This is a genomic window from Umezawaea beigongshangensis (genome assembly GCF_016464305.1).
Lineage (GTDB): Bacteria > Actinomycetota > Actinomycetes > Mycobacteriales > Pseudonocardiaceae > Umezawaea_A > Umezawaea_A beigongshangensis.
This window is the reverse complement of record NZ_JAEIOJ010000009.1, coordinates 154134-169088: the sequence shown is the minus strand read 5'-3', so window position 1 is coordinate 169088 and position 14955 is coordinate 154134. Positions and strand designations below refer to the sequence as shown.

The 14955-nt window shown below is 73.3% G+C and carries 11 protein-coding genes; 5 read left to right on the top strand and 6 right to left on the bottom strand.

The window, feature by feature from the left end; translation table 11 throughout:
* Positions 1-110: 110 nt before the first annotated feature.
* The gene (locus IMZ35_RS22130; RefSeq protein WP_199443070.1) at positions 111-2609 is read right to left on the bottom strand and encodes a reprolysin-like metallopeptidase; all 2499 of its coding nucleotides are present in this window, start codon (positions 2607-2609) and stop codon (positions 111-113) included.
* A gap of 194 nt (positions 2610-2803) precedes the next feature.
* On the opposite strand from IMZ35_RS22130, the gene IMZ35_RS22125 reads away from it, so the two are divergent.
* Positions 2804-3418, top strand: a complete 615-nt coding sequence (locus IMZ35_RS22125) for a leucine-rich repeat domain-containing protein (RefSeq protein WP_199443069.1) — start codon at positions 2804-2806, stop codon at positions 3416-3418.
* A 69-nt stretch (positions 3419-3487) separates the two neighbouring features.
* On the opposite strand, the gene IMZ35_RS22120 is transcribed toward IMZ35_RS22125, so the two are convergent.
* Positions 3488-7153 (bottom strand): S8 family peptidase, encoded by a 3666-nt coding sequence (locus tag IMZ35_RS22120; RefSeq protein ID WP_199443068.1) that lies wholly within the window; start codon positions 7151-7153, stop codon positions 3488-3490.
* 214 nt (positions 7154-7367) lie between these two features.
* Here IMZ35_RS22120 and IMZ35_RS22115 point away from each other — a divergent pair, with 214 nt between their 5' ends.
* Together IMZ35_RS22115 and IMZ35_RS22110 are read left to right on the top strand one after the other, a co-directional pair.
* Positions 7368-7574, top strand: coding sequence for a hypothetical protein (locus IMZ35_RS22115; protein ID WP_199443067.1), 207 nt, complete (start codon positions 7368-7370; stop codon positions 7572-7574).
* A 130-nt stretch (positions 7575-7704) separates the two neighbouring features.
* The gene (locus IMZ35_RS22110; RefSeq protein ID WP_199443066.1) at positions 7705-8202 is read left to right on the top strand and encodes a hypothetical protein; all 498 of its coding nucleotides are present in this window, start codon (positions 7705-7707) and stop codon (positions 8200-8202) included.
* 292 nt (positions 8203-8494) lie between these two features.
* On the opposite strand, the gene IMZ35_RS22105 is transcribed toward IMZ35_RS22110, so the two are convergent.
* Positions 8495-9217 carry a DJ-1/PfpI family protein gene (locus IMZ35_RS22105; protein WP_229372927.1) on the bottom strand — a complete coding sequence of 241 codons (723 nt, stop codon included), beginning with the start codon at positions 9215-9217 and terminating at the stop codon, positions 8495-8497.
* 71 nt (positions 9218-9288) lie between these two features.
* On the opposite strand from IMZ35_RS22105, the gene IMZ35_RS22100 reads away from it, so the two are divergent.
* Complete coding sequence (locus tag IMZ35_RS22100; protein ID WP_199443065.1) at positions 9289-10248, top strand: GlxA family transcriptional regulator; 960 nt, start codon at positions 9289-9291, stop codon at positions 10246-10248.
* Positions 10249-10309: 61 nt separating this feature from the next.
* On the opposite strand, the gene IMZ35_RS22095 is transcribed toward IMZ35_RS22100, so the two are convergent.
* Positions 10310-10744, bottom strand: coding sequence for a Fur family transcriptional regulator (locus IMZ35_RS22095; protein WP_199443064.1), 435 nt, complete (start codon positions 10742-10744; stop codon positions 10310-10312).
* Between the two features lie 73 nt (positions 10745-10817).
* A complete protein-coding gene (locus IMZ35_RS22090; protein WP_199443063.1) occupies positions 10818-11936 on the bottom strand; it encodes a saccharopine dehydrogenase NADP-binding domain-containing protein in 1119 nt (372 codons plus the stop codon).
* A 78-nt stretch (positions 11937-12014) separates the two neighbouring features.
* On the opposite strand from IMZ35_RS22090, the gene IMZ35_RS22085 reads away from it, so the two are divergent.
* Entirely contained in the window at positions 12015-12968 is a 954-nt protein-coding gene (locus tag IMZ35_RS22085) for an NAD(P)/FAD-dependent oxidoreductase (RefSeq protein ID WP_307868568.1), read from the top strand.
* Positions 12969-12976: 8 nt separating this feature from the next.
* Here the strand turns inward: IMZ35_RS22085 and IMZ35_RS22080 are convergent, their stop codons facing one another.
* Positions 12977-14953 (bottom strand): condensation domain-containing protein, encoded by a 1977-nt coding sequence (locus IMZ35_RS22080; protein WP_199443062.1) that lies wholly within the window; start codon positions 14951-14953, stop codon positions 12977-12979.
* Positions 14954-14955: the final 2 nt, after the last annotated feature.

Sequence of the window (14955 nt, the reverse complement as noted above, 5' to 3'; positions counted from 1 at the left end):
CGGGCGAGGAGGAGCGCACGCGTGTCGCGGCAGACGGGCAGGTGCAACCGGGTCGGGTCCGGGCCACGACATCCTCGACCGGGCCCGCGTCCTGCGGGAACTGCTCGGCCTCAGCTGGTGACGGTGAGGTCGGCGTCGTTCAGGTCGAAGAACACGTTGCCGAGGGCCTCGATCCTGATGCGGCCCTCGGTGGTCCGGACCGTCGGCAGCGTCACGGACTCGGTGCCGTCGTTGCGGGTCCGGGAGGCGAGCACGTGCGGGAAGGTCAGCCCGCCGTCGGTGGAGAAGGTGATCCGGACCGAGGTGGTGCCGATCGGAGCCGCCCGCGTTCCGGCCACGTTCCAGGTGACGACCTGGCGGGAGCCGCCGCGGTGGGACGAGCGGAGAGCGTGCGAGGTCACCAGGAAGGGGCCGGCCGTCGGCGCGACCTCGAGCTCGGTGTCGGCGCTGCCGATCCCACCGCCGCCCTGCCTGCCGTCGCGGACCGTGAGCCGGAAGTGGAGGGTGCGGTCGCCGTCCACGCCGACCCAGTCGGCGGTGGGCAGGAACTCCGAGAAGCAGTCGACGACGTCGGCGGGCACGTTCGTGCCGCCGCCGGTCTCCGGCGCCGGAGGCGGCGGGGCGGCCGGGCACCTGCCGGTCACGGCGTTGGTGTCGTTCGCCGCGATCTGCGCCAGGTCCGGGAAGACCCGCGTCGGATCGGTGGTCACGGTGTTCTGACCGGGGGAGCGGTACGTCAGCGCGTCCTCGTCGCTGACGACGGCAGCGGTGCCGAACAGGCGGAACAGCGGGCCGTCGGTCTTGGTGTTCTCCACCAGCGACGTGCCGCTCTCGCCACCGCGGTCGTTCTGCTCCCACAGGTGGGTCACCGGGTCGCCGTCGGGATCGGTAGCGCTGCCGGTCAACGCGAACGGGGTGCGTGCGGGGATCGTGCGGCGCGCGGGCGCGGTCACGACCGGAGGGTGGTTGCGGGTGCGTTCGACGCGGTGTCCGCGGTTGTTCTGCGGACCCCCTTCGACGGTCTCGCCGACGAATCCGGACGCCCCGGTCGCGTCGAGGCCGAGCGCGGTGGTGTTCGTCCCCGCCATCGATCCCCGGAACGTGACCTGGAATCCTGTGGCGTCGAACGGGGTCGGCCGGTTCACGTTGTCCCCGAGACCCGCGACCTCGACCTCGGCGCCGGTCGGCAGCAGCGCCTCGACGGCGGTGGCGATCGCTTCCGGGGTGTACTCGGCGTGGGGGATCGGCGCCGACCTGCGGCCTCCGTGGGTGAGCGTGAAGGAGTCACCGCTGTCGAAGTCCCGCAGGGAGACGTTCTGCACCTCGTTGTCGTTCGACGGTGCCGAGGTGGTGAACGCGGTGATCTCGGTGCGGCTGCGGTGCGACCAGTAGGGGTCGGCGTGGCGCTGGAGGTTGTCCTGCTGGCAGATCCCGGCGTACGCCATGATCGACGAACCGCTGCCCGGCTCGTAGGAGGAGCCCGGCCAGCGCTGTCCGGTGCCGCACCCCCACCGGTCGCCGTCGAACGTGTGCTCCGCGCCGAACTGGTGACCCGTCTCGTGCGCGACGTAGTCCACGGCCAGCAGGTCGCCCGTCGGCGTGGCGAGACCCGTGCACCCCGCGGCCTTGTGCGCTCCGCCCACGCCCGGCACGCCGGCCCCGCCGCCGCGCACACCCAGCACGACGTGCCCGATGTCGTAGTCGCCCGCGCCGACGAGCTGACCCAGCACCGTCGCGTTGTGGCCGAGGGTCCCGGTCGCGCAGCCCTGAAGTTCTTCTGGCCGGAAGCACGGTGCCGCGCCGCACGGCCCGTTCGGACCGGTCGCTTCGGCGTCGGTGTTCAGGTTGGTCTTGTCGGTCTCGTCGACCAGCAGCAGCCGGATCGCGGTCTCGTCCTCGTACACCTGCGCGATCCGGTTGACCAGGGTCGCCTTGGCGGCGGTCACGTTCTCCGCGCCGAAGTAGCGCGCGTAGGACGGGTCCGTGACGATCGCGAGGCGGTAGGTGCGCAGCAGCACGACCGGACTCGCCGCGGTGGTCGCGGGCCGGAGCGGCCGGTCCGCGTGCTGGAACTCGATCTCCGGCAACGGGGCGACCGGGGTCAGGTCGTGGCCGTGGTAGCTGGCGTAGAGGCTCTGGTCGCGGTGGGAGTGCGGGTCGACGAACCACTGGCCGCGCTGGGACCGCACGGAGGCGTGGAAGCCCAGCGGGGTCAGGTCCGCGCGGACGGAGGCCGTCGGGTCGTCCAGGCCTCTGCCCGCGTAGGTCCTGATCTCCCGGTGCCGGGCGGCCAGCCCCGGCTCCAGGACCGGGACGTCGACGAGCGAGAAGCGCTCGAACGTGCCAGCGGGCGTCGGCAGCACGACCTCGACGTCCGCTCCCGCGTCCAGGGCTGCGGCCATGGCGGGCCGGTCGAGGGTGAACCCGGCGAACCGGTCGGTGCGGAGATCACCCTGCTGGAGCGACCGGGCCGCGACGGTACCGCTGTCCGCTCTGGTCCACGGGTTGTCGGCCGCGGAGGCGGAACTCGACGGGATCAGCAGCGCGCTCGCGGTGACGGCGACCACCACCGCGGTCAGGGCACGACGTGCCGGGGAACGAGGTGCCACGTGAGGTCTCCCGTCGACACGGGTGCCGGGTCGGCTCACATCCTGACGGCTTTCGACTTTCGGAGATAGCGGCGAAAGCAGGCAGTTCGACCCCGCACCGCACCGGCTCCACCACGGCGATCACCGGCGTGGCACCTGGCGAAGATCGACCGGAGGGTGGAGGGTGACGAGCACCCGGAGGAGAACGAGGTCGCGTGCGGCACGTGCTGAACCTGTGGCCTGAACAGCTCGGCGCGGTGCCCGACGAGCTGGGCGACCTGACCAGCCTGAGCGACTGCCTCCACCTGCACGACAACGACCTGCGCGAGCTGCCGGACTCGCTGGGGAAGCTGACCCGGTTGCGCTACCTCGACGTCGGCGAGAACGACCTCACCGTCCTGCCGGAGAGCATCGGCGGGATGTCCGGCCTGATCGAGCTCCGCGCCCAGCACAACCGCCTGAGCGCCCTGCCCGACGGCATCGGCGATTGCCGGGAGCTTCGTGAGCTGTGGCTGCGGGGCAACGTGATCGAGGACCTGCCGTCGTCCGCGGCAGCTCTTCACCAGTTGCGTCACCTGGACCTGCGGGAGAACTCGCTGACCGCGCTACCGGAACCGCTCGCCGGTCTTCCCCTGCTCCGGCAGCTCGACGTGCGGAGCAACCACCTCGTCGAGCTGCCGGACCGGATCGTCGAGCTGCCGTCCTGGAGAGGCTGGACCTGCGCTGGAACCCCTGCGTGCCCTCCCCGTCGCTGCTGGACGAGTTGCACCGGCGGGGGTGCGTCGTCTGGACGTGACCGCGCGGCGCGGGCCGAACGCCGTCACCGGTGATCCGCGGCGCGGCCGTTCCGGTCGGGCGCGGGTGCGGGGACGTCACCAGGACACCCCCGCACCCGGTGCTCACCGCAGGCGGTAGGCGCGCAGGGCGGTCTCGACGACGGAGTTGCCCTCCACGTCGCTCGCGGTGGCCCGCAGCGAGACGAACCCGCCGGCCGCACCACCGGCGGGCAGGGCCACGGTCCAGTCCTGCCCGGTCCTGCTCACGGGCGCGGCCAGCCAGGTGACACCGTCGTCGTAGGACACCTCGACACCCAGATCGGCGGTCTCCGCGGCGGCGCCGCCCTGCCGCACGACCGAGACCGTCCCACTGGTGGCGGTGTCGGCGGGCAGCGCGTTGTCCTCGTCCAGCGGCAGGGCGAACCGCACGTCCAGCAGGGACACGGTCTGCCGTCCACCGGCCGAGCGGAAGGCCCACTCCACCGAGACGGAGTCGCCCATCGGCCGGTGCGCGCCGACGCGGGTCCCCGCGACGACCAGCCGGTAGGCGGAGTCCTCGGCGGGAAGCGCGAACCTCACCGGGCCGACCGCGTCGCTGCGGCCGATCTCCACGCCGTCGCGCAGCAGGACCGTGCTGCGGGTGTCGTGCGGCTCCGACGGGGAACGGTGCGTGGGGTCCCCCACCGAGAGCGGCTGGACGTCGACCGCCAGCGCGTCGCCGTCCCTCACCACCGCCGCGCCTCCCTCGGGCAGTTGCGGTCCGAAGACGCCGCAGCGCCAGCACTGCGCGCGCCGCTCACCCGCCCGCGGCGTCCACGGCGCCGACTCCTCGCCGCCGAAGGGCTGACCGGTCTCGGTGTCGTAGCCGGAGGTGGACAGGGCCTGCCAGGTGGTGCCGGGCGAGTAGTGCTCCACACGCCGGTGCGGTGACCGGAAGGACGACTCGTACACGCCGCTGATGCCGTCGGACTCCAGGACGTTCATCACGTGCTCGGTGCGGTGATCGGAGTCGAGGTCGCGGTACTCGGCCTGCACGGTGCCCAGGTCGGCGTCGCGGAAGCTCCAGTGGCGCCCGGAGGGCAGTTCACCGCGCACGGTCTCGCTGAGGTGGTAGTTGCTGGGACCGCCGAGCCGCCCCTCGATCTCCACCTCGGCCGGTCCCGCCGCCAGGCGGGCCCGCAGCAGCGTCACGTCGCGGGTTCCGAACAGCTGGAACACCGGCACGGTGCTGTGGTCGGGCACGTAGTTGTAGGACAGCACGAAGACCGCGCCCCGCTCCGCGAGGGCACGGACCCGCTGGTTCATCACCTCCTGGTCGACGGGCTGCTCGTCGGCGATCAGCGCGACGGCGCCGGTCACGTCGGGCAGCGTCTCGGTCGCGCCGTCACCGACGTCGACCAGCGGTGCGCGCACCGATCCGAGGTGGCCCGCGGAGTTGTCGACGACGCTCTGCACCTCGACACCGTCCGCGCCGGGAATGCGCACCGAGGCCATCGGGTGGTCCCAGTGCTCCATGAAGCCGTACCTCAGACCGGGCATCGCGGCGCCGATCGCGTGGTGACCGTCCAGAGTGCCGTAGAACAACGTGCTGGCGCTGGAACGACCACCGGGGGTGTCCAGGCTGGAGGACACGTTGTACGCGGAGACACCGATCTTCCGCGCGTGCGGGTCCTGCACGGACGTGGTGAGCGGCCTGCCCTCGCGGGCGTCGACGACCACCTCGCCGTCGCCGGTGGTGCCCTCGACGCCGATCGCGAACTCGGTCAGGTCGCTGTAGTGGCCACCGGCGAAACCGTCCTGGACGTCCACCACCTGCCCGATCACCCGGTAGCGCCCCAGCGGCACGCGCTCGGTGAACACCCCGCCGGCGGTCAGAGCGCTGGTGACGAAGCCGGTGTCCTCGTTCTGCACCATCACGTTCGCCAGCGCGGGCTCACCGTCGCGGCCGAGCGTCCGCACGGTCAGCTCGCGCTTCTCCACGTCGAGCCCCACGGCGAACGGCGTCGTCAGAGACCCCTCCGCCGTCGTGGCGGTGAGCCGACCCGCGTACCGGCCGACCCACGCGTTCGCGCGGGTGGTGGTCACCGACACCGAGGCGCTGCCGCGCGCCGGGATCACGATCTCCTCGTGGTCCAGGGAGAACATCCCCTCCGGAGGCCGGGCACCGTCGACCGCGGCCACCTGCAGGTCCAGGCGCGCGGTCACCGGCTGGTCCCCGTCGTTGTGGTAGGTCTGCGTGCGCACGACCGGCTCGGTGTCGTCGTGCGGCCACCTCAGCAGACCCGCCCCGAGCGTGGCCTCCTGCCCCCGCACGGTGCTGCGGACCGCGTCCGCCACGTCGACGCGCCCGGCGCCCTGGCGGAACACGGGCGCGTCGGGCAGCACCTCCGCGGTGCCCGTGAGCGCGGCCTTGATCTGCTGCCCGGTCCACTCGGGGTGCTGCCCGGCGACGATCGCCGCCGCACCCGCGACGTGCGGGCTGGCCATGGAGGTGCCCGACAGCCTGGCGTGGTGCTCGTCCACGGCCTGCCGGGCGAGCGTGCCCGCCGCCCGTGCCGCGACGACGTCCGAGCCGGGCGCGGCGATCTCGGGCTTGAGACCGAGGTCGCCGCGTCGCGGCCCGGTGCTGGAGAAGTCGCTGACGACGTCGTCGACGGTGGTGCTGGCGACCGACAGCGCCCGGTCGGCCGTGGACGGCGCGGTCACCACACCGTTCGGGCCGCTGTTGCCCGCCGAGACCACGAACAGCGCGCCGGAGGACTCGGACAGCTCGTTCAGCTTCTGCGACAGCAGGTCCGTGCCGTCGGTGGGGCGCGAGCCCAGGCTCATGTTCACCACCCGCGCGCCCTGCTGCACGGCCCACGCCATCCCGGCGATGACCTCGGCGTCGCTGCCGCCGCCGTTGTCGTCGAGCACCTTGCCCACCAGCAGCCTGGCGTCGGGGGCCACGCCCCGGTACCGGCCACCGGACGCGGCGCCCGAACCCGCGATGGTGGAGGCGACGTGCGTGCCGTGCCCGGTGCGGTCGACGGCGTCGGGCTCGCCGGTGAACACGGCGGCCGCGTCGACCCGGCCGACCAGGTCGGGGTGCGTCGGGTCGTACCCGGTGTCGAGCACCGCCACCTTCGCGCCCTGCGCGCTGAAGCCCTGCTCCCACGCCCGCGGGGCGCCGATCTTCGGCACCGTGCGGTCCAGCGAGGCGCTCACCCTGCCGTTGAGCCAGATCTTGTCCACGGCGCCGGACGCGCGGGCGGTCGCCTTCTCGCGCAACGAGTTCCAGAAGGCGGGGGCGTCGGACCTGTCCACGCTCAGCGCCCGCACGCCCAGCGACGGCACGCTGGTGGTCACCTCGGCCCCGGCCGGAACGTCCGCGGCGCGCAACTCGTCGCCAGCGGCACCGGTGACGATCACCGGCAGTTCCGGCTCGTCCTGGTCCGTCATGCCCTGCGCGAGCAGTTCGGTGACGTCGAACAGCCGCTCGTCCAGCCGTCCCTCCGTCAGCAGGGGCACGGCGTCGAGCGGCACGACGTGCTCGTGGCCCTCGACCTGTCTGCGCAGGAACCCCGTTCCCGCGCGTTCGGGTGCCGCGGTCACACCGGCGACGCGGTCGCCGCGCACCAGAACGCGGTCACCGGTGATCAGCGTGACCGATCGCAGAGCTTCGGTGCCGGTGTCCGGGGGCTCGTCCGCCGCCGTGGCACGGATCGGAGCCACCAGCACCGCCGCGACCACCAGGGCCGCGGTGGCCGACGCGGCCGTCGGCAGGATCGGATGTCGGAGTCTTCTCATCGGGTGGTGTCGCTCCCGTCGCTGTCGTCGAGGACGCGCCGGTGGCGCGTCCGCAGCACGACGATGGCGGCGAGGTGTGAAGAACCCGCTGTGATCCGGTTCAGAACCCGTTGTGATCGACCGCGACCGACGACCTCCTCGGTGACGCCCTCTCCCGGAGCGAGGTGGTCGCCGTTCGGAGCAACCGGTGGTTGCGCGTGCGGAGGTGAGGTCGGTGGAGTGCGGCAGCACCGAGACGGGCTTCCGGGAGCGGGGTCGGGAGGTGGCCGTGCTCGAGGAGTGCTCCCGCGACCACGTCACCGGCTGGGACCACCTCCTGCCCGGTCCGGTGACGCTGGACGCCGTCGTCCTGGTCGCTACGGTGGTGAGTGGTTCGGTCTGCTGCTCCGGCGGGCCCGCCGATCTCGATCACACCTGCTGAGCGCCTGCCACGCGGGGGAGGCGCTCGGTCGAGCGAGGGGGCACGTCTCGTGGACCACCGGCCGATGGGGGACGCAGGTCTTCCTCGCTTTCGCCGTCCTGGTGAACACCTCGCCGCGTTTCCCGGTCCCGTGGCCGCGGCGTCCGCCGTCATGGGTCTGGGGCCGATCGCGGCGGTGGGGACGCACGGTGTCAACGACCGGCCGTGGGCCGTGGAGGTCACCCACCGGTCCTCGGCCGGGACTCTGCTGCTGGTGATCAAGACCGTGCGGTCGTCGCACGGGCTGTCCCCGCGAGGGCTTCCCGTGGAGAACGCCGAGAGCCAGCTGCTCGACTTCCTGAGCAGGACCCGGGATCGCGGAAGCGGCTTGGTGGTGCCCGTGCGCGGAAGCTCCGTCGCGAACCACGACCGGGTCCGTGCGGCTGTTGCCGAGGCGTCCGTCGTGCCCGTGGAGGTCGTGATCGACCACGGCCTCGTACCGGGCACCCGGATCGACGCGCTGGGTGCCGTGGTGATCCGGGTCGGCTGGAAGGACCAGACCGTCCTCCTCACCGGAGCTGCGGACCACCTCGGCACTCTCGAACTGCACACAGCGACCTCCTCGGACGTCGACCACCTCCACGTCTGAGGGTCTCCACCGACCGCGGTGTCCGAGCGGCTCGCCGGGGTGGTGGACACGTCGAACGCACCGCCGGATCGCGAACCCCGAAGCGGCCGCACCCCCGCGGAACGCCGCGGAGGCCGCGCTGAGGTCACCCGAACAACGGTGACGTGCGGAGGGCAGCGGTGCCTTCGACACCTCCCGCACCGGACGAACCGCCACCGCGACGTCGAGGAGCGTCGTTCTCGGAACCGTGCGATGAAATGCGCTCCCCATTCCAGGGCCGGTGCGGTTCGTCACGTCGGTCGCGACACCGGGACTATTTCGACACCGTCGCCCTCCGCTGTTCGAGCACGCGGGACACGGCTTTCCCGAGATTCTCGTCGGGCTGAGAGGCGAACCGGGTGAACTGGGCCACCGCTTCGGGTCCGGCGCCCTCCGGGGAACCGGCGTCGAACGGCGGTTCCGGGTCGTACTCCATGACGAGTTGAGCGAACTTCGCCGATTCCTCGCCGAGGACGTGGGCGACGATCGTGAGGCCGAAGTCGATTCCGGCTGTCACGCCACCGCCCGAGAACCTGTTCCGGTCGACGCACACCCGCTCGGTCGAGACCTCGACACCCAGTCGTGCCAGGTGGTCGCGGGTGGACCAGTGCGTCGCCGAGCGGTAGCCGTCGAGCAGGCCGGCCGCCGCGAGGACGAGCGATCCCGTGCAGACCGACGTGATGAAGGACGCGGTCGCACCGCGGTCGGCGAGGAACGCGATGGCCCTGTCGTCGAGCATCACCTCGTTCACGAGCCCTCCCGGCACGAACAGGACGTCCGGCTCTGCGGGGCAGTCGTCGTACGTGGTGGTCGGCGAGATGGTGAATCCGGTGTCGGTCAGCACCGGTTCGAGCGTTTCGGAGACGAGGTGGATCTCCATTCCCGCACTCGCGAACGCCGTGCACGGACCGACGAGATCGAGCGCGGTGTGACCCTCGAAGAGAAGCACGGCGACGACGAGACGGCGTTCGGCGCTGATCGTTGTGTAGCTGCTCATGCAACACACGCTAATGGTCGGCGCACTCGTGATCGAGTGGCTGTTCTGACAAAATCTGCTATTTTTCTGCCATGAACGTTCGTGCGCACTCCGCCACGACGGTCACCACCCTCGCCGTTCTGGTTCTGGACGGTGTGGTGACCTTCGACCTCGGCGTTCCGCTGCTGGTGTTCGGTTCCCTGCCCCACCACTACGAGCTCACCCTGTGCGCGCTGGAGCCGGGAGCGGTCCGCAGCAGCGACGGCTACTCCTTGAACGTCGATCGCGGACTCGACGAGCTGTTCCGGGCCGACATGGTGATCGTCCCCGGCTACGACCTGAGCCAGCCGGTCCCGGACGCCGCGCTGCGGGCACTGCGCCGGGCCCACGCCAGCGGTGTCCGCATGGTGTCCATCTGCTCCGGCACCTTCGCCCTGGCCGAGGCGGGCCTGCTCGACGGACTGACCGTCACCACGCACTGGCGGGCGGCGGGCCTCCTGGCCCGGAGGCATCCGGCCGTCACGGTGAACCCCGAGGTCCTCTACCTCGACGACGGTCAGGTGCTGACCTCCGCCGGAGCGTCCGCGGGACTCGACCTCTGCCTGCACGTCGTCCGGCGCGACCACGGCGCGGTCGCCGCCAACACCGCGGCCAGGTTCGCGGTCGCCGCACCGCACCGCGCCGGGGGTCAGAGCCAGTTCATCACCAGGGCGATGCCGCCGACGTCCGGACAGTCGCTCGCGCGGACGCGGGAGTGGGCGCTGCACCACCTCGGCGAGGAGCTGTCGGTCCCGCGGCTGGCCGAGCACGCGGCGCTGTCCGAGCGCACGTTCGCCCGCCGCTTCGTCCAGGAGGCCGGTGTGTCGCCGACGCAGTGGCTGCTGGCGGCCCGGATCGACCTCGCCAAGCAGCTCCTCGAATCCGGTGGCGACAGCATCGACGAGGTGGCCCGGCGCGTCGGCCTCGGCACCGCGGCCAACCTCCGTGCCCGCTTCCGCAGGGCCACCGGCACCAGTCCGACCGCGTACCGCCGGGCCTTCGGCCGGACGTGAGCACGTGCCCGCGTCCGGCCGCTCCCCGGCAGCCGCCGCGCGCCCGGGGCGGGAAGCTCCGTCACCCGCCCGGCGCGGCGGAGCGCTCGACCGGGCACAGTGGACACACGCCGGTCACCGCCGCGGTCACCCGCACGTCGGTGAACCCGTGCAGGGCCGCGGTCCTGGCGGCCCACCGCGCGACCGCGGCGGCGCCCACCCTGGTGCCGCGGCCGCACCGCGCGCACGTCAGCGGGAGGTCGTGCTCGTCGTCCGACCTGAGGTGGTAGAGGTGCTGACCGGCCGGGTCGCGCGTGACGTCGGCGATTCCGGCCAGGGTCAGCGAGGAGAGGTGCCGGTAGACCGTCGACAGGCCGATCCGCCCGCCGGTCGCCCGCGCGTGCCGGTGGATCACGTGTGCCGTGGCGGGTCCGGCCAGCTCGGAGAGGACGCGCAGCACCGTCTCGCGGTGCGGCGTCACCCGTGGCCGGGTGTGGCCGATGGCGTTGTGGAACACCGTCGCCCCCTCGCGGTGCTCGGGCCGCGACGGCGTCGACCGATCCGTGCGGGTGTGGAGCCGGAGACCGGGGTCATCGGAGCGCGTCGGCGGCCGGATCGTGCGCGCCCCGTCCGGCGACCAGCGGTGCGCCGCCGGTGTCGCACAGCGGATCGGCGGTCAGGGCGTGCCAGGTCGCGATCGGATCGAGCACGTCGCGGGCGGGGTGAGCACCGTGCAGCGACTCCTGGTCGAGCAGCGCCCGGACCGTCAGCGCCGCCACGACGCCGCTGAGCTCGTAGGGGTCCCGCGTGTGCACCGAGACCTCCGCCGTCGGTTCGTCACCGTCGAAGCGGCGCAGCGTCAGCGCGTAGTGGCGGCCGCGCTCGGCCACGTCGGCGTCCGCGGCCTCGGCGAGCACTCCCGCCCAGCCGGTCGGGTCCTCCGGGTCCTCCGCCCACGCCGTCGCCAGGACGGTGGGGACGCGCTCGGAGACGTACACCGAGAACTGGCGCACCTCGCCGATCCCGCGCGCCGCGGCCACGTCGGCCACCTCGGTCGTCAGGTACGGCAGGGCGTGCACCACGCCGCTGAAGCCCGGCACGCGGGTGTGCCAGCGCGGGCTCAGCGCGCCGCGGGTGATCGCACCGTCGCGCCACGCCGCCAGGGACGTGCCGAACTCCGGGCCGGTGGCCAGCAGCACGTCCACCGCGGACACCGGGGTGATCCGTGCCGCGCCGCCCACGTGGAGCTCCAGTCGCACCGCCGCCGGGTCCTCGTCGTCGGCCAGCAGCAGTGCGGGCAGCACGCCCGTCAGTCCCGGCAGGACACCCGCCGACACGACGGCGGCCGGCGCGTCGGGCGAATCCGTGGCGCGCACGCGGCGCAGCAGCGGCTCGTCGCCGGCCACGTCCACGTAGCGCGCTCCGGCGGCGCGCGCCGCGCGGGCGACGGAGTCGAGAACGCGGTAGGAGGGACCCGCGCAGTTGAGCACGACGTCCGCGCCCGCGCAGAACGCCGCCAGCGAGACCTCGTCGGTCAGGTCGACCCGGTGCGCCGCCGCCGGGCCGCCGAGCCGCGCGCACAGCGCGCCCGCCGCGTCGAGGTCGCGCCCGCCCACGCGCAGCTCGGTCGCCGCGCCGGTGAGCCGGTCCACCGCCACCGCGCCCACCGCACCGTAACCGCCGAGCACCGCGATCGTCGCTCCTGACACGTCGTCACCTCTTCCCGCGGCGTTCCCCGCCGCGCTCGTTTCTGATAGTGATAGTCGTTGTCAATCTAAGTGGTCAACGTGAGGGGTTCCGTCGTGCACGACGTGATCGTCATCGGAGGGGGCGCCGCCGGGCTCTCCGCCGCCCAGGTGCTGGGCCGCCAGCACCGCAAGACCCTGGTCCTCGACGCGGGACAGCCGCGCAACGCGCCGTCCGACGGCGTCCACATGTTCCTGGGGCACGACGGGCTCACGCCCGTGGAGCTGCTGCGCCGCGGGCGCGAGGAACTGGCCGCCTACCCGGACGTGGTGCTGGAGCGGGCGCGCGTCACCGCGGTCGGCGGTGAGGTCGACGACTTCCGCGTGCAGGTCGGGGACGGCCGGGTGGAACGCGCTCGCCGTCTCGTGCTCGCCACCGGGCAGGTGGACGAGCCGTGGGACGTGCCGGGTGTGGCCGAGCGGTTCGGCCGCAGCGTGTTCCACTGCCCGTTCTGCCACGGCTTCGAGGTCAGCGGCAAGACCCTGGCGGTGCTGGGCAGCGACGTGCCCCAGGTGATGCTGGGCCTGTACCTGGCCGACCGCTACAGCGACGACGTCGTGGTGCTCACCCACGGCCCGCACCAGCTGCCCGAGCCGGTGCTCGACCGGCTCGCGGCGGGCGGTGTGGCCGTGCGGGAGGAGCCGGTGGAACGGGTCACCGGCGAGCTGGACGCGGTGGAGGTGCACCTCGCCGGTGGGGAGGTGCTGCGGCGACAGGCCGTGTTCCACCGCGCCCCCACCCGGCCGGGCACGACCTTCGCCGCCGATCTGGGCTGCGAGGTCCTCGACGACGGGTGCGTGCGCGTGGACGAGTTCCAGGCCACCACGGTGCCGGGGGTGTTCGCCGCGGGCGACGCCGCCCGCATGGCGGCGCTGCCCGACGCGCTGACCCTGGTCAGCCAGGCCGCCGCCGACGGCGTGCGGGCGGCGGTCTGGCTGGAGCAGGGCCTGTTCCGCGCGGGCCTGGAGGCCCGCGCGGCGGCCACCACCGGCTGAGCGGTGCGTCACGGTGCGGCGGGCGACCCGGCCCGCCGCACCAGCTCCGCCACGCCCGCCACCGTCGGCGCGGCCAGGAAGTCCCGCACCGGCACCACGACCCCGGTCTCGCGGGCCAGTCGCGCCAGGGCCCGCACCGCCAGCAGCGAGTCGCCGCCCGCGGCGAAGAACCCCGCCGCCCGGTCGAGCCCGGCCACGTCCAGCAGTTCCTCCCACAGCGCCGCCACCCGCCGCTCGACGTCGTCGCGCGGCGCACCGGCCTCGTGCGCGACCTCCTCGGCCCGGTAGCGGCCCAGCAGCAGCGCCTCGTCCGCACCGTCGACGTGCGCGTCGTCCGGCAGGTCCACCACCGCGTCCCACGCGTCCGACTCGGCCAGCGAGCGCACCACGTCGTGCAGCTCGTCGAACAGCGACTCCACCAGGCCCGGCTCGAACAGCTCGGCCACGTGGGAGAAGACCGTGATCATGGTGTCGTCCAGCTCGAACAGCCGCACCTCCAGCGCCACCTGCGGCGTGCGCAACTGCTGGTGGTGGTCGTGCATGTCGATCACGCCGAGTGGCCCGGCGTCGGAGGGCAGCCGCTGCCCCATCGCCGCGTCCATGCCCAGCGTGCTCTGGAACACCACCGGCGCGATCGGCCGGTGGGTGCCGCGGCGGCGGCCCAGCTCGCGGGAGACCTCCACACCGCTGACGAGGTTGTGCGCTGCGGCGTCGCCGAAGGACCGCTGGCAGTCGGCGGCGAGCGCGGCGAACGACGCGCCCGCGGCCAGCTCCACCGGGATCAGCGTGGTGGAGGCGAACGCGCCGACGATGCGGTGCACGTCCGGGTGCAGCGGCAACCGGTTGAGCTGCAACGAGTTGAGCAGCAGCGCCCGGTGACCGGCCCGCCGCGCCAGCACGCAGGCGTAGGCGGTGAACACCGCCGCGGACGGGGTGACGCCGTGCGCGGTGCACCGCGCACGCACCGCCGCCCACGTCCGCGCGTCCAGGGTCCTCTGCACCGAGGCCATCAGCTCCGGCCGCACGTGCGCCGGGTCGCGTCGCAGCGGCAGCGCCGGGGGCTGCGGGAAGCCGTCGAGCCGGTCCCACCACCAGTCCCGGTCGGCCTCCCACGCGCTGGTCTCCGGCAGGCGCCGCACCGACTCCACGTAGTCGCCGTAGTCGACCTCCAGCGGCGGCAGGGTCGCGTTCCAGTCGCTCACCAGCGCGAACAGGTCGCGGTAGAACACGTTGGACGACCAGCCGTCGATGATGAGCAGACTCACCGAGCAGTGCAGCCGCGCCCGGTCGTCGTCCAGCAGCGTCAACCTCATGTCCACACCCGGCCCGTGCTGCGGGTCCGGACCGCTGGTGCTCATCTCCCGCCGGGTGGCGGCCAGTTCCGCCTCCACCCGCTCGGCCGGTTCGCCGCGCAGGTCCCGCACCCGCAGCACCGGAAGCGCCCCCGGCTCGTCGGCCGCGGGGATGCGCTGGGTGCCGTCGGGCAGCACGCGGGCGCGCAGCACCGGCTGGTGCGCGGCCAGCCGCCGCAGCGCGTCCTCCAGCGCCTCCGGCGCCTCGTCGGCGTCCACCTCGGACAGTCCGATGTCGACGTAGTGGTGCGCGGAGTCGTAGGACAGCTCCCAGCCGTCCTGCTGGCCGACGAAGTAGCCCTGTTGCAGCGGCAGGAGCGGGAACACCGCGCGCGGGTCCGCTCGTCTGGTGATCTCCACGGGCAGCGCGCGCCCGTCGGTGCCGCTGGCGCGACGCCGCACCAGGTCGGTCAGCTCGCCGAGGGTGATCTCGACGCGGATGTCCGACAGGGCCAGCACCACGCCGAGGCGCTTGCGCACCAGCGCGGACATGCGCACCGTCAGCACGGAGTCCCCGCCCAGGGACAGGAAGGGGGTGTCACCGCTGATCGTGGCGGGGTCGACGTCGAGCAGCTGGGCCCAGATCGAGGCCAGCTCGCGGTCGAGGTCGGCCGGGGTGGTGGTCGTGGTCACGG

What these genes read in the sequence shown, in the direction of transcription:
- IMZ35_RS22120 (WP_199443068.1), bottom strand. Translation starts at nt 7,153, where the DNA reads ATGAGAAGACTCCGACATCCGATCCTGCCGACGGCCGCGTCGGCCACC.
- IMZ35_RS22105 (WP_229372927.1), bottom strand. Translation starts at nt 9,217, where the DNA reads ATGAGCAGCTACACAACGATCAGCGCCGAACGCCGTCTCGTCGTCGCC.
- IMZ35_RS22100 (WP_199443065.1), top strand. Translation starts at nt 9,289, where the DNA reads ATGAACGTTCGTGCGCACTCCGCCACGACGGTCACCACCCTCGCCGTT.